Annotated in this window: 18 protein-coding genes, 3 pseudogenes and 1 riboswitch; of the genes and pseudogenes, 6 read left to right on the forward strand and 15 right to left on the reverse strand. The window is 69.4% G+C overall.

The annotated features are described in order from the left end of the window. Positions 1–193 precede the first annotated feature (193 nt). Positions 194–595 carry a MerR family transcriptional regulator gene (locus tag ACFQ87_RS39210; protein ID WP_380615732.1) on the forward strand — a complete coding sequence of 134 codons (402 nt, stop codon included), beginning with the start codon at positions 194–196 and terminating at the stop codon, positions 593–595. Here ACFQ87_RS39210 and ACFQ87_RS39215 read toward each other — a convergent pair. From ACFQ87_RS39215 to ACFQ87_RS39260, 10 genes and pseudogenes are all read right to left on the reverse strand, one after another. Further along, entirely contained in the window at positions 592–1,005 is a 414-nt protein-coding gene (locus ACFQ87_RS39215) for a hypothetical protein (RefSeq protein WP_380615733.1), read from the reverse strand. The two genes, ACFQ87_RS39210 and ACFQ87_RS39215, sit on opposite strands and share 4 nt — an antisense overlap. A 74-nt stretch (positions 1,006–1,079) precedes the next feature. Beyond that, positions 1,080–1,316, reverse strand: coding sequence for a DUF397 domain-containing protein (locus ACFQ87_RS39220; RefSeq protein ID WP_380615734.1), 237 nt, complete (start codon positions 1,314–1,316; stop codon positions 1,080–1,082). 96 nt (positions 1,317–1,412) lie between these two features. Further along, the gene (locus ACFQ87_RS39225) at positions 1,413–1,649 is read right to left on the reverse strand and encodes a hypothetical protein (RefSeq protein ID WP_380615735.1); all 237 of its coding nucleotides are present in this window, start codon (positions 1,647–1,649) and stop codon (positions 1,413–1,415) included. Between the two features lie 202 nt (positions 1,650–1,851). Further along, positions 1,852–2,487 (reverse strand): DUF5753 domain-containing protein, encoded by a 636-nt coding sequence (locus tag ACFQ87_RS39230; RefSeq protein WP_380615736.1) that lies wholly within the window; start codon positions 2,485–2,487, stop codon positions 1,852–1,854. 40 nt (positions 2,488–2,527) lie between these two features. Further along, positions 2,528–3,350 (reverse strand): annotated as a pseudogene (locus ACFQ87_RS39235) (helix-turn-helix domain-containing protein). Beyond that, positions 3,347–3,874, reverse strand: a complete 528-nt coding sequence (locus ACFQ87_RS39240; protein WP_380615737.1) for a DUF6879 family protein — start codon at positions 3,872–3,874, stop codon at positions 3,347–3,349. The pseudogene ACFQ87_RS39235 and the gene ACFQ87_RS39240 overlap by 4 nt, the downstream one beginning before the upstream one ends. Beyond that, positions 3,861–4,049, reverse strand: a pseudogene (locus ACFQ87_RS39245) (hypothetical protein); the annotation flags it as partial. The gene ACFQ87_RS39240 and the pseudogene ACFQ87_RS39245, both read right to left, overlap by 14 nt. Positions 4,050–4,307: 258 nt before the next feature. Further along, positions 4,308–4,832 (reverse strand): annotated as a pseudogene (locus ACFQ87_RS39250) (DUF6879 family protein). Between the two features lie 160 nt (positions 4,833–4,992). Next, entirely contained in the window at positions 4,993–5,265 is a 273-nt protein-coding gene (locus ACFQ87_RS39255) for a hypothetical protein (RefSeq protein ID WP_380615738.1), read from the reverse strand. After that, positions 5,262–5,693 (reverse strand): ATP-binding protein, encoded by a 432-nt coding sequence (locus ACFQ87_RS39260; RefSeq protein ID WP_380615739.1) that lies wholly within the window; start codon positions 5,691–5,693, stop codon positions 5,262–5,264. Before ACFQ87_RS39260 ends, ACFQ87_RS39255 begins: the two co-directional genes overlap by 4 nt. A 228-nt stretch (positions 5,694–5,921) precedes the next feature. Here ACFQ87_RS39260 and ACFQ87_RS39265 point away from each other — a divergent pair, with 228 nt between their 5' ends. The 3 genes from ACFQ87_RS39265 (at position 5,922) to ACFQ87_RS39275 (ending at position 8,445) form a co-directional block, all read left to right on the forward strand. After that, positions 5,922–6,791, forward strand: a complete 870-nt coding sequence (locus ACFQ87_RS39265; protein WP_380615740.1) for a helix-turn-helix domain-containing protein — start codon at positions 5,922–5,924, stop codon at positions 6,789–6,791. Then, positions 6,784–7,002 (forward strand): DUF397 domain-containing protein, encoded by a 219-nt coding sequence (locus ACFQ87_RS39270; RefSeq protein WP_380615741.1) that lies wholly within the window; start codon positions 6,784–6,786, stop codon positions 7,000–7,002. The genes ACFQ87_RS39265 and ACFQ87_RS39270 overlap by 8 nt, the downstream gene beginning before the upstream one ends. A 282-nt stretch (positions 7,003–7,284) precedes the next feature. Continuing rightward, positions 7,285–8,445, forward strand: a complete 1,161-nt coding sequence (locus ACFQ87_RS39275; RefSeq protein WP_380615742.1) for a protein-L-isoaspartate O-methyltransferase — start codon at positions 7,285–7,287, stop codon at positions 8,443–8,445. Between the two features lie 4 nt (positions 8,446–8,449). Here ACFQ87_RS39275 and ACFQ87_RS39280 read toward each other — a convergent pair whose 3' ends face one another. From ACFQ87_RS39280 to ACFQ87_RS39300, 5 genes are all read right to left on the reverse strand, one after another. Further along, positions 8,450–9,466, reverse strand: coding sequence for a ribonucleotide-diphosphate reductase subunit beta (locus ACFQ87_RS39280; RefSeq protein WP_380615743.1), 1,017 nt, complete (start codon positions 9,464–9,466; stop codon positions 8,450–8,452). Further along, positions 9,466–11,886 (reverse strand): ribonucleoside-diphosphate reductase subunit alpha, encoded by a 2,421-nt coding sequence (locus tag ACFQ87_RS39285; protein ID WP_380615748.1) that lies wholly within the window; start codon positions 11,884–11,886, stop codon positions 9,466–9,468. The genes ACFQ87_RS39280 and ACFQ87_RS39285 overlap by 1 nt, the downstream gene beginning before the upstream one ends. A gap of 190 nt (positions 11,887–12,076) precedes the next feature. Next, positions 12,077–12,220: riboswitch (cobalamin riboswitch) on the reverse strand. A gap of 62 nt (positions 12,221–12,282) precedes the next feature. Continuing rightward, the gene (locus ACFQ87_RS39290) at positions 12,283–14,001 is read right to left on the reverse strand and encodes a glycosyltransferase family 39 protein (RefSeq protein WP_380615744.1); all 1,719 of its coding nucleotides are present in this window, start codon (positions 13,999–14,001) and stop codon (positions 12,283–12,285) included. Continuing rightward, positions 14,001–15,068, reverse strand: a complete 1,068-nt coding sequence (locus ACFQ87_RS39295) for a glycoside hydrolase family 26 protein (RefSeq protein WP_380615745.1) — start codon at positions 15,066–15,068, stop codon at positions 14,001–14,003. The genes ACFQ87_RS39290 and ACFQ87_RS39295 overlap by 1 nt, the downstream gene beginning before the upstream one ends. 5 nt (positions 15,069–15,073) lie before the next feature. Then, positions 15,074–16,492: a glycosyltransferase family 2 protein gene (locus ACFQ87_RS39300; protein WP_380615749.1), complete on the reverse strand. Its 1,419-nt coding sequence runs from the start codon at positions 16,490–16,492 to the stop codon at positions 15,074–15,076. A 435-nt stretch (positions 16,493–16,927) separates the two neighbouring features. Here ACFQ87_RS39300 and ACFQ87_RS39305 point away from each other — a divergent pair, with 435 nt between their 5' ends. Next, positions 16,928–18,142 (forward strand): ricin-type beta-trefoil lectin domain protein, encoded by a 1,215-nt coding sequence (locus tag ACFQ87_RS39305; protein ID WP_380615746.1) that lies wholly within the window; start codon positions 16,928–16,930, stop codon positions 18,140–18,142. 349 nt (positions 18,143–18,491) lie between these two features. After that, the gene (locus tag ACFQ87_RS39310; RefSeq protein ID WP_380615747.1) at positions 18,492–19,559 is read left to right on the forward strand and encodes a LamG-like jellyroll fold domain-containing protein; all 1,068 of its coding nucleotides are present in this window, start codon (positions 18,492–18,494) and stop codon (positions 19,557–19,559) included. Positions 19,560–19,934: the final 375 nt, after the last annotated feature.

Here is a 19,934-nt window from a genome sequence, read left to right on the forward strand (position 1 = left end):
GGGGTGTTTTTGCTTTCCCACAAAGGACTTGGCGGGGGGGGAACGAAAGAACAACAAAAAAAAAAACCCCCCCCCCAAAAAAAGGAAATCTTTTCCCCCCCCCCCCCCCCCCCGCACCCCCCCCCCCGGGGCAGGGGAGTTGGGGGTAAGGGAGGTGTTGATGCGGGGTGGGTCGGACCGGTGTCGAGCCGACGTGCACGATCTCGTGCTGCCACTGCCCGGGCGGCTGCTGCGCTACTACGAGGAACGCGGGCTGCTGACACCCCGTCGCACCCCCGGCGGCCGCCGCGTCTTCGAGGAGTCCGACGTGCCGCGCGTGGAAGTCATCCGCGCGCTGCTCGCGGCGGGCCTGAACACGGCGACGATCCGCGTCGTCCTGCCGTGCACCACCTATCGGGCCGGCCGGCTGCTCCCCACCTGCCCGGAGATGCTCACCCACCTGGCACGGCAACAGGCCCGGCAGGCGGTATCGATCGCGCAACTGGAGCGCTCGCAGCGGGAGATCGCCGGCATCCTCGCTGCCGCGCCGCCCGAGCTGACCGATCCCGTCCGGCACGCCGCCGTCCACCGTGCATCCGACGGAGCAGAGCGCTAGGCCGACGGTCGAGCGGCACGCCTGGTCGGGCAGGGGATGGTCGGCCAGGTCTTGTTGGGGCATGCGATCAGGTAGTGACCCGACCAGCGGCTGTCGGACACCCAGCGGGACCAGATCACGTCGGAGGCTCTGGCCAGTTGGGCGAGGGCGCGCTGTCGCCGTGCGTCGATCGGCAGCCAGGGGTCGCCGCCGGGGGTGTGCTCCTCGTACCGCTTAGCGAGCCAGTCGGCGGCGTCTGCTGCCGTGTGCCAGGTGCCCCGGATCTGGGTGGCCGGACGGAGCAACCACCAGCCGGTCATCATGGGCGGAAGTTCGGAGAGCCTGAAGCCGCTGCTTTCGATCGGGCGACGCTCTGACTCCTTCGCCAGCAGGCGGCCGTCACCTGCCCACTCGTAGCCATGGAAGTGCACCTGCGCTTCTCCTCGGAGACGTTGGTGCCCCGGCCGCCCGCACGGGACTGCGGCCGGCCGGGACGGTCAGGGCTTCAGACGGACAGGCCGAACCGCGCCGGGTCGATCCCGGCGTTGGTGAGCTCCTCAGCGGTGAAGAGGAGCGGTTCACGGTCGGGGCGCTTGCTGTCGCCCAGGGCGTAGACGCCGTGCTCCACCAGGCCGAGGGTCACGCACGACTCGCCGTCGTCGCCCCCGCCCTGGTTGCCGCCGCACGCGCGGGTGAACTCCACGCGGGAGAGGTCGAGTTCGTACAGGTTGCGTTCGGTCATCGCCTGCACCTTCCGGTATCGCTTCGGGGCACGGAACGGCCCCGCTCCGCCCAGGGCTTGGGCGGAAGAATGGATGGGGAGAGCCGCAGGGAGCAGTCAGCGCCACAGACTGATGCGGGTGGTGAGCTGGTCGACCGGCACCTGGCGCGGCGGGGCGTCCGGCTCGAACAGCGGCCGGACCAGGGCCCGGCCGTCCTGGGCACCCACGAGTTCGACCAGTCGCCCGGTCGTCAGGTCCTTGCGGATGGGGTTGTTGTCGATCCGCTCCATGAGTTCCGCGTGCGTGCGGCGACGCCTTAGAGCGGTCGGTTGTGCGAAACCGGCGTCGGACATGGGGAGCTCCCGTGACTCTCGGATCGTTTCGGCGAGTCACCAAATTACGGGCGAGCCGGGCCTATTCCGCTGCGCTTTCCTGTTCCCGAAAGAACTCGTCTCGGAATCCTTGGACCAGCGCGCGTATTGGTGTCGCCGAACGCGCGCGCAGGAAGTCGGACCGGCCGACTTCCTGCGCTACGAAGGTTCGGATGGGGTTGTATCAGTGGCGACCCTGCGGCGCTTCCCGATGGCGGGAAGCCCACTCCTTCAGCTTGGTCCGAGCGTCCTCGTCCCAGAGCGCGTACTCCTCGAAGGTTCGAAACGTGTCCAGGTACTCCTGGACGTCATGGGGGTCGCGGAACACGAGCACGCCGGTGGCTACCTCAACGGTGGCCAGGGACGCGTCGTAGACGGTGAAGACGTTCATCGGTGCCTTCGGCATATGGCCTGCCAGCGGGATGACTCCGAGTCGGACTTTCGGCAGGCGGGAGACCGAGGCCAGGTGGTCGAGCTGCGCGGCCATGGCCTGCGCCGGTACCAGCGGCCAAAGGCAGGCCTGCTCCGTCAGGATGAAGGTGAAGCTCTTGGTGGCGTCGCGGAGTACGGCCTGTCGTTCGAGTTTCTTGACGATGACCTTCGAGTGATCGCCGGGGATCAGGGCCAGGCTGGCGCTGACGTACTCCGGCGTCGCGAGGAGTCCGGTGACCATGGTCGGGAGGAAGTAGCGGAGTCTCGTTGAGGTCCGCTCAAGGGTTGCCAGTTCAACCTGCTTCTTGTCCGCGCCGTTCCGGCGGAGGGTCTTGGCGTCCTGCCACTCCGCACCCGCCATCCGTGGTAAATCCGAACTGCTGTCCATTGCAACTCCCTTGGCTTCCTCGTGGACTGACGATCTCGCGTTACGGAGCACCTTCCTGTTCCGCCAAGAACTCGTCCCGGATGTCTTCGAGCATTCGGCGCATCACGTCGCTGGACACGGCGGCGCTGGAGAACCTATTGAACTTTCGTACGTACACCTCAACGTCGCGCGGGTCAGTGACCGTCAATTCGGCATGCATGGTTTCGACCGTGACCATGCGATCATCGCGGATGACAAAGGAGTGCGACGGCACGTCGAACTGCGGTGCAGCCAGCGGAACAACCCGAATGTCGACATGGCCGAGGCGGGAAACGGAGATGATGCGGTCCAGCTGCCCGGCCATCATCGGGGCGGGAACGAGGCGCCAACGAAGAACGGGCTCGGTGATGACGAACTGCAGCGTTTTGGTGGCATCGTAGAGGGCCTGTTGTCTCTCAAGCCGCGCTGAAATCGTCCGAGACAGCTGATCCTCGCCGAGATCCTTCCCCCCGTACGTATTCGGGGGTCTGGAGTAGCCCAGGAATGAGAGATGGCTGGAACACGCGGAGAAGCTGGGTTGAGTCGTCCAGCGCCTTGATTTGCTGCTGCTTGCGGTGATACCCCAGACGTCGGACCAGGCGCCAGGCCGTCGCCTCGGTGGCGTGAGCTCTCGCGACGGCCATGTACTCGGCCTTGACCTCATCGGACACGCCTATGGCCGTAAGGATGCGTTCCACGTCCACGACGGTGGGTGGCACCTTGCCAGTTTCGATCTTGCTCAACTTGCTTGGAGACATCACAGCGCTGCGGGCCACGGCCTTGGCCTCCTTACCGGAAGCCTGCCGAAGGTCCCGCAGCGCTGCCCCGAGCTGTGTTCTGTTCACTCGCCGTGCTCGACCCACCATTCCGTGAACGGTACGGCGTTTGCCATCGCGATGTCACGGTATGCCTTGAGTTGGGGGATCCGGCTGCCGGTGATGAACTCAGCTCCGAGGTACTTCCCGTTGCCGTCGTAGCTCATCTCGGCGGCGGTCTCGTCATCAAAGAGCCAGAAGTCAGGCGCCTCGGGAACGGGGTTTTCCTGGCCCGTGGTGTCGAGGATGAAGAATTCTTCACCAGCCGCCATGTTTCGGTGGTATCCCCATGCGAGTTCGAACCGGAGGTAGTCCGTGAGCGGGCGGGCGAGGACGTGTACCCGATACATGCGCTTGCCGGATCGAGTGGCATTGGCCACGGTCTTGACCCAGTCGGCGGTCTTGAAGCTTTCCGGTTGTCCCTCGCCTGCGAGGAAGGCGTGATAGGCGTCCACTCCGCCGGACTGGCTGTAGTCGTCCAGCGTTTCCAGTCGGAACGCCTCTCGATCGAACTCCGAGAACCAGTCTCCGAGCGTCCTGGATGAGATTGTCACGGATGGCCTTTCGAATGAGTTCGATGGGAATTTCGACCAGTGTCTCGTGAGCCGGAACCTGAAGATCGTGCTCGGTGAGGTGTTCGCCCTGGACGGCGAGGGTTCCCCGATCCGTCAGGTAGAGCGTCGGACAATCGCCGTCTTCGCAGGTACCCACAAGCCGTGTCAGCTCCACGCTGCCTCCTTGCTCGGTCGCCCTACGATGCTCCCGAGTTGGGCCGGGCACAGGCAAGAGGTGCATGTTTCCAATACTGGAAACTGGCCCAACTTCGAACAGGCGGTCAAAAGTTCGGCAGTGACGGCGCCTCTTCCCCGGCGGGCCCTTGCGAGGAGCAAGGGCCCGCCGGAACGAATCGTCGCGGCTCGGCCGGGACGAGGGGCGGACGTCGGCCGGTTTCGTCCGAGTCGGAGGCGTCACGAGGGATGGTCGCGGTCACGCCTTCTCGGGAGGTCGATGAGCTGCCGTGTACTTCCGGAAGGGCACGGCGTTCGCAAGGGCGATGTCGCGGTACTGCTGGTACTCGTTGAGGCGGTCGTCGGGCAGGAGTTCGGCGCCGATGAACTCCCCTGCGTTGGTGTAGTGCATCCGGTGGACCCGGGCGTCGTCGAACAGTCAGAAGTCGTGGTCGGGCAGTCCGGTCACGTCCTGGTGGGCCGTGTCGATGATGCCGATCGACTCGCCGGCCTTGACGTTGCCGGGGTACGACGCCAGCTCGTAGCGGAGGTAGTCCGACATGGGGGACCGGAGGGTGTGGACCCGGGCCACCTGCTTGCCCAGATCCGTCATGGAGCGGACCCAGGGGTTGTCGGAGGACTCGGGTGGCAGCCCTTTGCCGGCAAGGAAGTCGGCGAATTCTTCGCGTTCCTCGTCCACGTCATAGACGGCCAGTGTTTCGAGCCGGAAGGCCGTTCGTTGGAATGTCTCGAAGAGGCGGCCGAAGTCTTCACCCTTGATCACGGAAGTGTTCCTCCAGAGGGGTGGCCCGTCGATGCGGGGACTGTTCCGCTTGATGCTCCCGACTTCCCGGGGGCGGGGTCAAGGATGCGATCTTTCGAGAGCCGGAAAGCGGTTCGGATCGCCCCCGCCCGGCTTGAACGCCGGGCGGGCGCGGGGGAGTTCAGGGCTGGTGGGTGGTGATGGTGATCGGGTGGGCGGTCCAGTCGGTCATCTCGCCGACGTAGAGGGTGACGGACCAGCGGCCGGTGCGGGCGAGGCAGTGGGCGGCGCCGTTGCCGCCGCCGGGGCCGATGCAGATCCGGATGAAGTCCCGGTGGGCCTCGCGGATGGGGAGTTCGCGGACGCGCTCCCAGAGGACGGGCAGGGCGTGGTCGAGGCTGGGGAAGAGGGCGGGCGCCATGATGCCGGTGATCCCGGCCCGGACGGCGCTCACGCGGCGGCCGCCTCGGGGGTGACGTGGCACCAGATGAACTTGCCGATGCCGCCCTCGCGCGGGGAGCAGCCCCACTGGGTGGCCAACTCCTGGACGAGGAGCAGGCCTCGGCCGGTCTCGGAGCAGGTGGAGGCGGCGCGGGGCGAGGGCTTCTCGCTGTCGGCGTCGTGCACCTCGATGCGGAGGGTGCTGTTCGGGGAGAGCTGGAAGCGGACGAAGATCAGGCGCCCGCGCGGGGTGCGGGCGTGCTGGACGGCGTTGGTGACGAGCTCGCTGACCAGCAACTCACCGGTGGGGAGGAGGAGTTTGCCCGAGGGGCGGGGGAGGAGGAACTCGCGGAGCTCCTGGCGGGCGGCGCGGGGCGACTTGTGGTGCCGGGGCAGCCAGCAGGTCTGTTCGGCGGGGGCGGTGGAGACGGTTTCAGGCATGGCGGGGCCACCTCTGGGATGTGCAGGTGAGAGCGGCTGAAGAAGGCATGGGGATGCCCGGGTGAAGAGCCCGCCATGATCACGTTGTGTCGTCTAGGGGACTACGTTGAGTAGCATGCCTCTCGCATCTTCTGGAGTGCAAGTCTCGACTTTGGAAATGATCAAAGATTGTTGTCGCGGGCGGAGGGCGGCAGACTGGCAACGCACATACCGCTGGGAGGTCAACGCGTGCCCGTGAACAGGAATCCGACGGTTCGGCAGCGACGGCTGGCTCGAACGCTCAAGGAGCTGCGGGTTGCTGCGCGGATGACGATGGCTCAGTCCGCCAGGCAATTGGATTGCGCCGAGAGCAAGATCAGTCGGATCGAGGCCGCGCAGTCCGGTATCAGGCTCGTGGACCTTCGGCTGCTACTTGACCTCTATGGCGTGACGGACCAGGCGGTTCGTAGCCGGCTGGAGGATCTGTCGCGCGATGGGCGTCTGCGTGGCTGGTGGGACAGGTATTCGGATGCGCTGTCGCCGCTCTACGCCGACTACATCTCGTTGGAGGCTGATGCGTCGGACGCCTACAGCGTGGAGACCTTCCTCGTCCCGGGTCTGCTGCAGACGGAGGACTACACCCGGGCTGTTGTACGAGCGCAGATAGAGGATGCCAGCGTCGACCAGGTTGAGCAGCTGGCGAAAGTTCGGTTGGAGCGGCGATCGGTGCTCAAGCGTGAGTCTCCGCTCCGGCTCTGGGTCGTGCTGTCGGAGTCCGTGCTGAAGCACCAGATTGGTGGACGGGCGGTGATGCGCGAGCAACTCGACTACCTGGTCCTCATGGCAGACCAGCCCAACATCAACATCCAGGTGTTGCCGGAGGACTCGGATGTCCATGCCGCACTGTTCGGTCCGCTCGTCATCCTGAGCTTCCCCGAGAGCACTGAGACGGACGTCGTGTACGTGGACAGCCTCCTCAGCACGCTCTACATCGAGGAGCCAGGAGAGGTCTTCAAGTACTCCAACCTGTTCCGGCGGGCGTTGGCCGAGTCTCTGCCCCGAAAGGAATCAGTCGCGCTCATCGAGCGCATCGCGAAAGGAAAGCACAGCGATGAGTAGCATCCCCCAGGGGGCAGCCGCTGACCTCATCTGGAGAAAGTCGTCGTTCTCAGGCGCGCAGAGCAACTGTGTGGAGATCGCGGTCGGTGTGGTCGGTGCGGTGCCGGTTCGTGACTCGAAGGACCCGGGTGGGCCGGCTCTTCTCTTCGCGGCTGATGCTTGGGCGTCGTTCGTCGCGGGGGTCAAGGGCGGGGAGTTTCCGACCGATTGACCTAACAGTGGTGCCCCGCACGGGCTGTGGCCGTGCGGGGCATCGTCATCTGAACCAGCGCGCGTCTCAGAACTGCACACCCCCGGGTGCGTCTCTGCGCTTCTACCGTCGCCCATCGGTGCCAGGCAACGATGGGCGACCGGACGTGCTCTGCACCCGAAGGGAGCGCAGTATGGGTGAGCACGAGAAGCCGCCGCCGGACCCGGGCCAGGGGACCCCACCGCCGGGTAACGCCGACGGGCAGGTACCGCCTCCGCCGCCGGGCGACGGGAAACACAAAAAGTGACCGGTGACCTGGTGGGCCACCGTGAGCGGATGGACGCGGTCATGGAGCAGTGTGGGGTGTGGCCGGCCGATTCGCCGTGGGTGCGCGAAGCGATGGCCGCGCTGCCTCGCGACGCGTTCGCGCCGGATCGGTTGTGGCGTTGGGACGGTCACTCCTACGTGCCGCTCGACCGTGTGGCTGATCCGGCCGCTTGGGCGGACGAGTTGTACGCCGGCCCGGATGCGGCGGCGGTCACCCAGGTCACCGATGGACTTCCCTCGTCGAGCCTCTCTGCGCCCTCGGTGGTGGCGGACATGCTGGACAGCCTGATGCTGGAACCCGGTCACACGGTCTGGGACATCGGTACCGGGCAGGGCTGGAGTTGTGCACTCGCCGCGTGGCGCGCTGGGCCCGGCTTGGTCGTCTCCACGGAGATCGACGAAGACCTTGCTGTTCTCGCTCGCAAGCGGCTTGCTGCTGCCGAGGTGCTCGTCGGCAACGGCACCAGCAGCATTCCGCCCGGTGGCCCGTTCGACCGGATCCACGCGACCTACGCCGTCGAGACCGTCCCGTACGAGTGGATCGAAGCCGCCAAGCCGGGCGGCCGGATCGTCTACCCGTGGGGACGGCTCGGGCACGTGGCGCTCACGGCGGCCGCTGACGGGCGCAGTGCGAGCGGCTGGGTGCAAGGCCTCGGACAGTTCATGGCGGACCGGTCCGGACCGGTTCCGGTCTCGGGCGGCTACGCGAAGGTGCGTGGCACCGGCGACCCCGACTCCGAGCAGATCACCGAACGCGACCTTGCCCCGCTCGCCGACGACTGGGATCTGCGCTTCGCGTTGCGCGTCGCCGTTCCAGAGGCCGTGGTCATCACCGGCCGAGACGAGGACGGCGTCAACGCCTGGATCCACGACGGCAACGCATCATGGGCGGCCCTGTCCGCGCGTGGCGACGGCAGCGCCGTGCTGCACCAGGGCGGCCCGCGCCGCATCGGCGACGAGCTGCTGACCGCCTGGTCCCAGTGGGAGGCACACGGCCAACCGACGCCGTACGACTACGGGATCACCGTCACACCGGAGCGCCAGTGGGTGTGGCTGTGCGATCCGGACGGCGTCCGCTGGCCCATCACCGACAGAGGGGGAGCGCCGAGTGGCGCTCCCCCTCTGGCAGGGCTCTGACTCTTTAGAAGTCGTCGTCGAAGGAGACCGAACCCTCAACCGCGACCTGGTACGCGGAGACCCGGCGCTCGAAGAAGTTGGTCAGCTCCTGGACGTTCTGGAGCTCCATGAAGCCGAACGGGTTGGTCGACCCGTACCGGATCGGCAGGCCCAGGCGGGCCAGGCGCTGGTCGGCCACGGCCTGGAGGTACTCGCGCATGGAGGCGGTGTTCATGCCGGGCAGGCCCTCACCGCACAGGTCCTGGGCGAACTGGAGCTCGGCCTCGACGGCCTCCTCCAGCATCTCGGTGACCTGCTTGGCCATCTCCTCATCGAAGAGGTCGGGCTCCTCCTCGCGCACCGTGTCCACCACGGAGAACGCGAAGTCCATGTGCATGGACTCGTCGCGGAACACCCAGTTGGTGCCGGTCGCGAGACCGTGCAGCAGGCCGCGGCTGCGGAACCAGTACACGTACGCGAATGCACCGTAGAAGAACAGACCCTCGACGCACGCCGCGAAGCAGATCAGGTTCAGGAGGAACGCGCGGCGGTCCTCCTTGGTCTGCAGCGAGTCGATGTGGTCGACCGCGTTCATGTACTTGAAGCAGAACTTCGCCTTCTGGGCGATGGAGGGGATGTTCTCCACCGCGGCGAAGGCCGCCGCGCGGTCCTCCGGGTCCGGGAGGTAGGTGTCCAGCAGCGTCAGGTAGAACTGAACGTGGACGGCCTCCTCGAACAGCTGGCGCGACAGGTACAGGCGCGCCTCCGGGGAGTTGATGTGCTTGTAGAGGCTCAGCACGACGTTGTTCGCGACGATCGAGTCACCGGTCGCGAAGAAGGCGACCAGTCGGCCGATCATGTGCCGCTCGCCCTCGCTGAGCTTGGCGAGGTCGGCGACGTCGGAGTGCAGGTCCACCTCCTCGACGGTCCAGGTGTTCTTGATCGCGTCGCGGTACCGGTCGTAGAACGACGGGTAGCGCATCGGGCGCAGGGTCAGCTCGAAGCCGGGGTCGAGCAGCATCTTGCGGTCGTCGGCAGTCATTACTGGCAGGCCTCGCAGGACTCGGGGTTCTCCAGGGAGCAGGCGATGGCGGCTTCCTGCTCCGGGGTGAGGGCGGGGGTGCCCACAGGAATCGTGTTGGCCGGCACGGGCGCGGCGGCGCGGGCGGCGCCGGACGCGGCTTGGGCGATGCGGGTCGCCGGGCGCGAGCGCAGGTAGTAGGTGGTCTTCAGACCGACCTTCCACGCGTAGGCGTACATCGAGCTGAGCTTGCCGATGGTCGGCGCCGCCATGAACAGGTTCAGCGACTGGCTCTGGTCCAGGTACGGCATGCGGGCCGCGGCCAGGTCGATCAGGGCGCGCTGCGGCAGCTCCCAGGCCGTGCGGTACAGCGAACGGACCTCCTCCGGCAGCCAGTTGAACTCCTGCACGGAGCCGTTGGCGTCGCGCAGGGCGTCGCGGGTCTGCTGGTCCCAGACGCCGAGCTCCTTGAGCTCGCGCACCAGGTACGGGTTGACCTGGAGGAACTCCCCGCTCAGGGTCTCGCGCTTGAACAGGTTGGACACCTGCGGCTCGATGCACTCGTACACGCCGGCGATGGACGCGATGGTCGCGGTCGGGGCGATCGCGAGCAGGAGCGAGTTGCGCAGGCCGGTCTCGGCGATGCGGGCGCGCAGTGCCGTCCAGCGGTCGGCCCACTGCGGGGCGGCCGTCGGGAAGTGGTCGATGTGCAGCTCGCCGCGGGCGGCGCGGGTCTCGCCGTACGCCTCGTGGCGGCCCAGCTGCTCGGCCAGGTCGGCGGAGCGCTCGTAGGCGGTGAGCATGATGCGCTCGGCGATGAGGGTGGACAGCCGCGCGGCCTCGGCCGAGTCGAAGTCGATCCGCAGCTTGAAGAAGACGTCCTGCAGGCCCATCACGCCGAGGCCGACCGGGCGCCAGCGGGAGTTGGAGGTGCCGGCCTCGGTGGTCGGGTAGAAGTTGATGTCCACCACGCGGTCGAGGAAGGTGACGGCCGTACGAACGGTGGCGTCGAGGCGCTCCCAGTCCATGGCGCCGAGCAGGTCCTCGACCGAGGCCCCGTCCGCCACGTGCGCGCCGAGGTTGACCGACCCCAGGTTGCAGACGGCGGTCTCGGAGTCGTCCGTGACCTCCAGGATCTCGGTGCACAGGTTGGAGGAGTGCACCGTGCGGCCCGGCAGCGCGGTCTGGTTGGCGGCGCGGTTGGAGGCGTCCTTGAAGGTCATCCAGCCGTTGCCGGTCTGCGCCAGGGTGCGCATCATGCGGGCGTACAGGGTCTGCGCCGGGATGGTGCGGACGGCCTTGCCGGCCTGCTCGGCCTTGCGGTACGCCTCGTCGAAGTCGGCCCCCCACAGGTCGACCAGCTCGGGCACGTCGGCGGGGGAGAACAGCGACCAGTCGGCGTTGGCGTTGACCCGGCGCATGAACTCGTCCGGGATCCAGTGCGCCAGGTTGAGGTTGTGGGTGCGGCGCGCCTCCTCACCGGTGTTGTCGCGCAGCTCCAGGAACTCCTCGATGTCGGCGTGCCAGGTCTCCAGGTAGACGCAGGCCGCGCCCTTGCGCCGGCCGCCCTGGTTGACCGCGGCGACCGAGGAGTCGAGGGTGCGCAGGAACGGGACGATGCCGTTGGACTTGCCGTTGGTGCCGCGGATCAGGCTGCCGCGCGAGCGGATGCGCGAGTAGGACAGGCCGATGCCGCCGGCGTGCTTGGACAGCCGGGCGATCTGCGCGTAGCGGTTGTAGATCGAGTCCAGGTTGTCCAGCGGGGAGTCGAGCAGGTAGCAGCTCGACATCTGCGGGTGCCGGGTGCCGGAGTTGAAGAGCGTCGGGGAGGAGGTCAGGTACTCCAGGCGGCTCATCAGGCCGTACAGCTCGGCCACCTCGCGCACCGACTGCTCGGAGTCGCCGACCGCCAGGCCGCAGGCGACGCGGAGCAGGAAGTGCTGCGGGGTCTCGATCACCTTGCGGGTGATCGGGTGGCGCAGCAGGTATCGGGACTGCACGGTGCGCAGGCCGAAGTACTCGAAGCGGTCGTCGCCGGCGGTGTCGATCAGCGCGTTCAGGGCGGCGGCGTGCTTGGCGACGAAGGCCGCGGTGGTGTCGCCGATCAGGCCCTCGGCGTGGCCGACGGCGATCGAGGCGGAGAAGGAGACCGCGCCCTGGCTGTTCGCCTCGTCGACGATCTCCAGGGCGAGCAGACGGGCCGCCAGCTTCGAGTACTGGGGGTCCTCGGCGATCATCGACGCGGCGGCGTCCACGGCCAGCCCGCGCAGCTCGGCGTAGTCCGAGCCGGCGTGGCGACCGCGCAGCGCGGCGGCGGCGACATGGCCGGGGTCCACCTCGGTGAGGTCGGCGCTGCGGTCGGTGAGAAGCCGCAGCAGCGCTCCGCCGGGGTCGGAGACCGTCGGGTCGGTGAAGGCGGTACCGGAGCCCTGGGCGGGCAGGGTGGCTGAGGCAGCGGTGGTCAAGGCGCTCTCTCCTGGCGGCGATCGGCGGCGGTGATCGAGTGGCACCGGACCGATCCGGGCAGGGGAGCACGGCGCGAACGCAAACGGCGTCGCGCGACGGTGTCTCCCCGGCCCGCCCGCGAGGCCCGGAGGTGTGGTGCTGGTGCTGGCGCGGCCTCTGCGGGAGGGCCGTGGGCACGCCGTCGGCAGGTACTCGGACTCGCGGACACGGCTGCTGGAGCCGCCCGCACACCGCTGCGGGGCAGTCCCGGACTCCCACCGGGTTCCCCTGCATCGACAGCAGGAGTGAGCATACATGTAGTGCCAGCGGACTGCGGCGGCACCATATGTTGTGCCTGTCGTGTCGCTGGCGCCGACGGGCCCGGCGGGCTGTCAGTGCTTCAGGTACACCTTGTACGTGCTCGAATCACCGGTTGGGGAGGTGAACTGGGCGATCAGCCGGTACTGCCCGCCGGCGGCCAGGGCGGCGCTCAGAGCCCGGTCGGTGGCCTCCGGGGCGGTGCTGTCGAGGACCACCATGGTGAACCAGCCGTCCCGGATCGCGGCGGTGCTGCCGTCCTGGCCGTGGTGCTGCGCTCCGGCGCCGTCGCGGTAGTCCGTCCCGGCGCGCGCCGAGACCCACTGCTCGGGCTTGCTGACGCTGCCCAGGTAGTACTCGGCGAGGCCGTCGACCTCGGTGAGGTAGTGGCCCTGGGGCACGGCGTGCGCCCGCAGGACGGCCAGCAGGCGGCCGGAGTCGGGCCCGTTCTGGTAGCGCAGGGCGGACTGCTCCATCCCGAGGGCCAGCAGCGCGACCCAGACCAGGATGCCCAGCTGGGGGTGGCGGAAGTGGGCACCGATGAGCCGGGTGAGGCCGAGCCCCGCGAGTGGGGTGGCGAGCAGCATGCCGTAGCCGAGGTGGCGGAACAGCGCCCCGGAGGTGCCGGTCCACAGGTGGACGGCCGGGATCAGCAGCGCGCTGGCGGTGAGCACGGTGCCGAGCAGCACGCGCTGGCCGCGGGTGGTGGCGACGCCGTCGTTCTCGGGCGACTCGTGTTCGTGCATCTGCTCACGGCGGGCGTACGAGACCGTGCCGGCCACCGCGAGGAGGGTGAACAGGCCGCCCCACTGCACGGTGCCGAGCAGGATGGAGCCGGCTGAGCCGGGGGCGTTGCCGTGCGAGGGGGACCAGTGGACGACCTTCCCCAGCACGCCGTAGGGCAGCAGCAGGAGGGCGGTGCCGACGGCCGGCAGCAGGGCGCGCAGGGCGGCCGGGCCGGGCCGGCGGTGGGGCCAGGCGCAGGCCAGGGCCAGGAGGACCAGGGCGGGGACGGCGAAGGCCGCCGAGTAGGCGACGGCACAGGCCAGTGCGGTGGCCGGGGCGGCCAGCAGGACCAGGGCCGGGTGGCGCCGGGCGGTGAACACCGTGATCCACGCCGCGAGGGCGACCAGCAGGACGGCGAGGGACTCGGGGGCGCCGTAGAAGCCGACCACGACGGTGGACTGGAGTACGGCGTAGGCGGCTATGCCGCAGATGGCGACCCGTTCGTTGAAGAGCCGTCGGGTCAGCGAGTACAGCAGCACCGTGGTGAGCAGCGCGAAGCCGAGGCTGAGCAGCCGGGTGCCCCAGATGCCGCCGGCGTTCGCGGCGGCGCCGGCCAGTGGCGGGTACAGCCAGGGCGAGCCGGGGACGCGGTCGATCAGGTCGGTGGTCACCGGGGTGCCGTGCAGGAGGTGGGCGAGCTGCTGGCGGCCGGCGACCATGGCGGCGGCCTCGTCGGGGTGCGCGGCGGCGAGCAGGCGCATGGAGAGCGCGGCCTGGACGCCCAGGACGGCGCCGAGCAGGCCGCGGGCGATCCAGCGGCGCCGGGGGCTGGAGGCCGGGTCCCAGCTGATCGCCGGGACCTGCGGGATGGTGTACGGGGCCAGCTCGACGGCGTCGGGGTCGTCCACGGCCACGGCTGCGTCCACGGCTGCGTCCACGGCCGCGGTCGTGGACGCAGCCGCCTTCGCGGTTCGGCGGGGCGCGGGCACGTCCGCCTCCGGCGCCTCGGCGGCGGCCTGCGGTGCGGGGATCTTCGGGGCGGGGGAGAACTCGGGCTCTGTACTCATCATGGGTTCCGGATGTCGAAGCCGTAGCGGGGGGCGGACACGTGCCGCTTGAAGGCGGAGAGGGTGTCCGGAACGGTCTCGACCCGCCAGTCCGCCCGCTTGATCATGTTGAACCAGATGAAGCCGACGATGTCGTCGTGCGCCTCCATCCCGGAGAACAGCTGGTCGACGAACGGGTGCTGGTTCCTGCCCTGCTCGGCGGCGGTCTCGCTGATGAAGAAGGGCTTCTTGCAGAAGGTGCGGATCTCGGCCATGGTCGGGCCGTACAGGGTCTCGAAGGTCTTGGGGCCGTCGTTGGTGAAGTAGCCGGTCATGCCGGCCCAGTCGACGTAGTTGTCGCCGGGGTAGTACGGCGCGAGCCGGGTGTTGGGCGCGGGGACGGTGATGTTGGGGCTCCACACCCAGATCACGTTGGTCGCGCCGGCCCGGTCGAAGATGTCGTGGACGTGCTGCCAGGCCGCGACGAAGTCCTGGGCGCTGGCGGTCTTGCGGCCCCACGGGTACCAGTCGCCGTTCATCTCGTGCGCGATGCTGATGGCGATGGGCAGGTTGAGCTTGGCGACCGCTTTGGCCACGCCGCGCACGTAGTCGTCGGTGTCGCCGGCCGCGATCGAGGCGAGCGAGTGGTCGTACGGCTCCCAGGCCATGAAGGGCAGGGCCCCGGCCTCGTAGATCCGGCGCACGCCGGCGGTGTCGAAGCCGCCCTTCCAGTGGGCGTAGTACTCCAGGACGTTCGGCTGCTTGCCGACCGCGGAGGTGTAGCCGGGCAGCGCGTCCATCGAGGCGGGCACGTCGGTCAGGGCGGCGCCGAGGTACTTGTGGCTCGGCTTGAGCAGCGGGGTGATGTCGTACGGGACGCCGGTGGGCAGGGCCTTGGGCTTGGCGGGGGCGCCCTGGGCGGGCGCGCCGGGACCGGTGGCGGTCGGCGCGGGCCGGGCGAGGTCCTCCTGCAGCGCGAAGCCCGGGTCAGCGGGGCCGCAGCCGGTGACGAGCAGCAGGGCGGTGGTCAGCAGCGGGAGCGCCAGTCGACGACGGAGCAGGCCGGCCCGTCGGGGATGGGCGGACATGGTGATCACACTGCTTCCGTGGGGCGCGGCTGGACGAGGACCCGGCCGACGATGGTGGCGTAGAAGAGACCGGAGGCCAGGACGAGGGCGAAGTTCAGCGGGCCCATGGTGAGCATCCGCCAGATGCTCGCCCCCACCCAGAGCAGGGCGGTCCCGCCACCCCAGAGGATCACGCCGAGCCAGAACCGGCGGGTCTTGTTCTTCTTGGCGCCGCTGGAGCCGGTCGGCTGCCAGGCCATCCGGTTGCGGCGCACGATGTCCCAGATGGCGAAGACGTGCGCCCAGCCGTACATCATGCGGGCGGCCCAGGCCTCCAGCCGGTAGGGGTTGCGGTGCCAGAGCGGGAAGATGACCGTCGCGTAGATCAGGCCGGGCAGCACCAGCGCGGTGTTCTGCCAGCGGACCAGGTCGGGCCGGGCGAGCAGCAGGATGATCGGGACGAGCGGCGAGACGATGGTGAACAGCGCCGTGTGGATGTAGTAGAAGAATCCGGACAGGTAGCAGGCGCGGGTGACCGGCCGCAGCTTGGTCTGCCAGAACTTCTTGCTGCCGAGCAGGCTCATGGAGCCGGTGCACCAGCGGTACTGCTGGTTGAAGAAGCCGCCGACGTTGTCGGGGCAGACGCCGGTGGCCAGGGCGACGGGTATGTACTGCAGGTCCCAGCCGAGGCGGCGCAGGTCGAATCCGGTGTGCACGTCCTCGGAGTGGCCGATCAGCGTGGTGCCGCCGTTCTCCTCCAGGGCGGCCCGCCGGTATATCGCGCAGCTGCCCACGCAGATGGCGCCGTCGCTGCGCTGCCGGGAGACCTGGACGGTCCGGTAGAACAGCTCCTGGACGGCACCCGCGCCGCGTTCGATCCAGTTCTGCGAGTCGAGGATGCGGAAGAACTGCGGGGACTGGACGATGCCGAGGCGGGGGTTGGCCTCCATGTAGGGGAGCATCTCGTTCAGCAGGTCCGGCCGGGGCGCGAAGTCGGCGTCCAGGATGAGGATGTAGTCGCTGTCGGAATTGCGGAAGCCGAACTGCAGGTTCCCGGCCTTCTTGAACCAGCCGAGCTTGTTGCGGGTGCCGTAGACGAATTCGAAGTCGACGGCCATCTGTGCGAGCTGGGGGTTGTTGCTGTCGTCGAGGACGTACGGGGTGACCTCGCCCGGGTACTGGTCGCGCAGCCGGGCGACGTGGGTCCAGGTGTTGTGCAGGACCTCGATCGGCTCGCCGGCGACGGGCAGGAAGACGTCGACGGTCGGATAGCGCTCGGGCTGCCAGGACTTGACCAGCGAGCGGTGCGCCGCGATGTCGAAGGTCTCGTTGAAGCCGTGCACCCAACGGGAGATCAGGTAGTACACGACGGTGAAGGCGAGCGGCGGGACGAAGACGAAGAACCACGGCGTCGCGCTGAGCAGACCGATCTCGCTGGCCACCATGCAGGCGAAGCTGATGAGGGAGAAGCAGGTCAGCACCCACAGGTGGGTGCGCGCGTACAGGTACTTCTCGGTGTTGTCCGGTGGCTGGGGGAGCAGGCCCCACTGGTTGCGGGCAGCCGGGTCCCGCCGGCTCCGGCGTCGTGAGACGGGTGGTTGACCGCTGCCCGCGAGTCGCGCGCTCTCGGTGACAGTCACGTGCTCTACTCCCCCGAAGCCGTACCGATCTGACCCCTCCCCCCCAGACCGGCCGTCGACCGGTCGGGCTGCGGGGAACGCCAGGATCGTACGGGACCCATCGTCGCGAATTCGCTCCCCCCTCTACTGTCAGCCATCCGGAACCGATATCGAGTTCCGATCGTGATGTGAACGGGGCGCCGGTGGGGCACTTGTGTACGGTTGTCCGCCCAGGCGGCGAGGACGGTTCGGGGAAGCGTGATGAACATCGAGGTCGGTGGGGCCGGGCGCCCTGCGCGCAGGCTGCGGGCGGTCGCCGCGTTCGGCGCGGTGGCCGCGCTGTTGGCCGGGTGCAGCGGCGAGGTCGGGGCGGTGGAGCAGCCGCCGGCCGCCACCGCTTCGGCGGCGGCGAGCCAGTGCTCGACCCCGCAGAACCCCTTCCCCAAGCTGGCGTTGGACGGCGGGTCGAAGATCCTCGAACCGAACCCGTGGAACACGGCGGGCACGGTCTGCGTGGACCCGGTGGGCGAGACCGGCTTCACGGTGTCTCAGATCCGCGACTTCGTCCCCAGGAACCCGCTCGCCCCGGGCGCCTATCCCAACGTCTCCACCGCCCCCGGCGCGAGCGGGCTGCCGGTGCCGGTCAGCGCGCTCGGCGACGCGACGGCCGACTGGGACGCCAACGGCCGGGTGAACGGCTCCTTCAACCTGTCCTTCGACCTCTGGTACGGCTCCAGCCCGGACGACTGCCTGCCGGGGGAGAGCGCCGAGCTGATGGTGTGGCTGGACGCCACCGACAACGTCCGCCCGGCCGGGGACAAGGTCGCCGACGCCCAGCCGTTCGGGGACGCCGCGTACAACGTGTTCCAGGCGCCGATCACCGGCCCGCACAGTGTGATCAGCTATGTGCGCACCACGCCGACCCACACCACCCGGGGCCTCGACCTGCGGCTTTTCACCGCCGACGCGATGGCCCGCGGGTACGTCCCCAAGGGCTCCTACCTGTGCCGGGTGCAGGCCGGCTTCGAGGTGTGGAGCGGCGGTACCGGCCTGCGCAGCGAGTCGTTCGCCTTCCACAACCGGGTCGGGCTGCCGGTCGGCGAGATCCCGGCCGGTGCGCCCGGGATCTGTCTGCGGCACGGCGGCGGGTCGGCTGGCGCTCCGGTGACCGTCGGGGCCTGCGGCGACCTGGGCTCGTCGACCAGCTGGACGGTGGGCAACGACGGATCACTGCGCGGGGGAGCGGCCTGCCTGGCGCCGGGCGCCGACCGGGTCTCGGTGACGCCGGCCGCGTGCACGGGCGGCTCCGCGCAGCGCTGGGTGCCCACCGCCGGAGGGCGGTTGGCGCACCCGGACACGGGACTGTGCCTGGGCACCGCGGGCGGCGTGCTCGCGGACGGTACGGCGGCGCAGCTGCGCCCGTGCGCGGACGTGGTCTCGCAGCGCTGGAGGATCCCGTACAACGGGGTCGGGTGAGGCGGGCCGTTCGGTGCCCCTTGACAGCGTCAACCTTTCGTCCGCGCACCCGCCATGGGCATGGCCTGGCCGATGCCCTAGCATTCCGGCCATGAGCGATCGACCGGTACCGAGTGGCGAGCCGGGCCAGCCCTACCCGCCACCGCAGCAGGCACCGGCCGGGGGGCCCGCTCCGGCCACCGGTGTGCCACCGCAGTCTCCGAGCGGGGCGTTCGGCCCCGCGACCGGCTTCGGGCCTCCGCCCGGTGCGCCTGCCCAACCACCCCAGCAGCTGACGCCCCGTTCGTCCTCGCAGCCGGTGCCCCCGGTGCCGCAGCCGGGCGGAGCAGCCCCGGTGCAGCCCGGGCCGGTGGCACCGCAGCCGGGCCCGGTGGCGGCGCAGCCCTTCCCGCAGCAGGCGCAGCAGCCGGCCCCGCAGCCCTTCCCGCAGCAGGCGCAGCCCGCCGCCGCCCAGCCGACGCAGCCCGCGCCGCAGTGGCAGCAGCAGCCCGGCTTCCCGCCGCCGGCCTCCTCGTCCGGCACACCGGACTGGGACGCGCTGGCCGAGCGCAACGAGAAGGCCGCCAAGCGCGGCCGCCGGCTCAAGCTGATCGGCGCGGCGACCGCCGTGGTGGTCCTGGCCGGCGCCGGTGCGGGTTTCTGGCTGTACAAGAAGGACAGTGACAAGAAGCCGGGCAACGCCGTCTCGGCGAGCACCTCCACCTCGGCCGGCCCGTCGTCCTCCACGAGCAGCGCCCCGCCGGTCAAGGGCATCACCAGCCCGCCGACCGTCGGCACCCTGCCGGCCAAGAAGGGCCCGGAGCTGAACCTGGGCGCCGACGCCAAGCCGGGGACGATGAGCGGCTTCTCCGGACAGGTCCTCAAGCTGCCCAGCGGCCCGGACTCCTTCGCCTCGACCTCCGGCCAGGCCGTCGATGTGAACAAGAGCTTCACCGTCTCCGCGCGGGTGCTGGTCGACAAGCCCGACGGCAACCGCAGCGCGGTCAGCCAGGGCGACGGCCAGTACTACGCCTACTCGCTGGGCCGGGCGAACAACAACGGGCACGACCAGTGGTACTTCAAGGTCCAGATGCCGGGCGGCGGTTCGGCGATCGCCTGGTCCAAGGCCGACGCGACGGTCAACCAGTGGGTGCTGCTGACCGGGGTGTACGACGACGCGTCGCAGACGCTCACCCTGTACGTCAACGGCGCCCCGCAGTCCTCGGCCAAGTCGGCCGGGGTGCAGCCGTCCGGCAACAACAACCTGCAGGTCGGGCGGCTGAGCTCGAACGGGCAGTGGGCCGACCCCTGGCACGGTGCGGTGGCCGACATCCAGACCTGGGAGCAGGTGCTGCCGGAGGCCGACATCGTCAAGATCGTGGCGGGCCCGAGCTCGCCGCCGTCGGTCCCGCCGATCGGCGCCTGGCTCAACGGCTGATCCGGCCCGGAGCCCGTCCGGCCCGAGAACGTCAAGCGCCGCCCCGCACCACCGCCGACCTTGGCGGTGCGGGGCGGCTGGCGCACGCCCCGGAGCGTGACGCGTCCCTGTGGCGCATCCGGATGCAGAGCCCCAGATAGGAGCAGTACAGATGAGCGCGGACGGTCGCTGGATCCGGCCCGAGTCCACCCGCAAGCCCGTCCTGGGCCCCGCCGGGGCCCGCCCGGGCGGGGGCGTGGCGCTGGGCGAGCGCGACCGTACGGCCGCGGAGGGGCCACCACCACCCCCCCCCCAACCACACCACCCCACACCCCGGGTTCCCCCAGCTTCGCAACCACCCCTACCGGCACCGAGGACGGGACGGTTGCCGCTTCT

Source organism: Kitasatospora sp. NPDC056531 (genome assembly GCF_042794375.1).
GTDB lineage: Bacteria > Actinomycetota > Actinomycetes > Streptomycetales > Streptomycetaceae > Kitasatospora.

What these genes read in the sequence shown, in the direction of transcription:
- ACFQ87_RS39300 (WP_380615749.1), bottom strand. Translation starts at nt 16,492, where the DNA reads ATGGTGGCCAGCGAGATCGGTCTGCTCAGCGCGACGCCGTGGTTCTTC.
- ACFQ87_RS39225 (WP_380615735.1), bottom strand. Translation starts at nt 1,649, where the DNA reads ATGTCCGACGCCGGTTTCGCACAACCGACCGCTCTAAGGCGTCGCCGC.
- ACFQ87_RS39270 (WP_380615741.1), top strand. Translation starts at nt 6,784, where the DNA reads ATGAGTAGCATCCCCCAGGGGGCAGCCGCTGACCTCATCTGGAGAAAG.
- ACFQ87_RS39220 (WP_380615734.1), bottom strand. Translation starts at nt 1,316, where the DNA reads ATGACCGAACGCAACCTGTACGAACTCGACCTCTCCCGCGTGGAGTTC.
- ACFQ87_RS39260 (WP_380615739.1), bottom strand. Translation starts at nt 5,693, where the DNA reads ATGCCTGAAACCGTCTCCACCGCCCCCGCCGAACAGACCTGCTGGCTG.
- ACFQ87_RS39230 (WP_380615736.1), bottom strand. Translation starts at nt 2,487, where the DNA reads ATGGACAGCAGTTCGGATTTACCACGGATGGCGGGTGCGGAGTGGCAG.
- ACFQ87_RS39290 (WP_380615744.1), bottom strand. Translation starts at nt 14,001, where the DNA reads ATGAGTACAGAGCCCGAGTTCTCCCCCGCCCCGAAGATCCCCGCACCG.
- ACFQ87_RS39305 (WP_380615746.1), top strand. Translation starts at nt 16,928, where the DNA reads ATGAACATCGAGGTCGGTGGGGCCGGGCGCCCTGCGCGCAGGCTGCGG.
- ACFQ87_RS39280 (WP_380615743.1), bottom strand. Translation starts at nt 9,466, where the DNA reads ATGACTGCCGACGACCGCAAGATGCTGCTCGACCCCGGCTTCGAGCTG.
- ACFQ87_RS39295 (WP_380615745.1), bottom strand. Translation starts at nt 15,068, where the DNA reads ATGTCCGCCCATCCCCGACGGGCCGGCCTGCTCCGTCGTCGACTGGCG.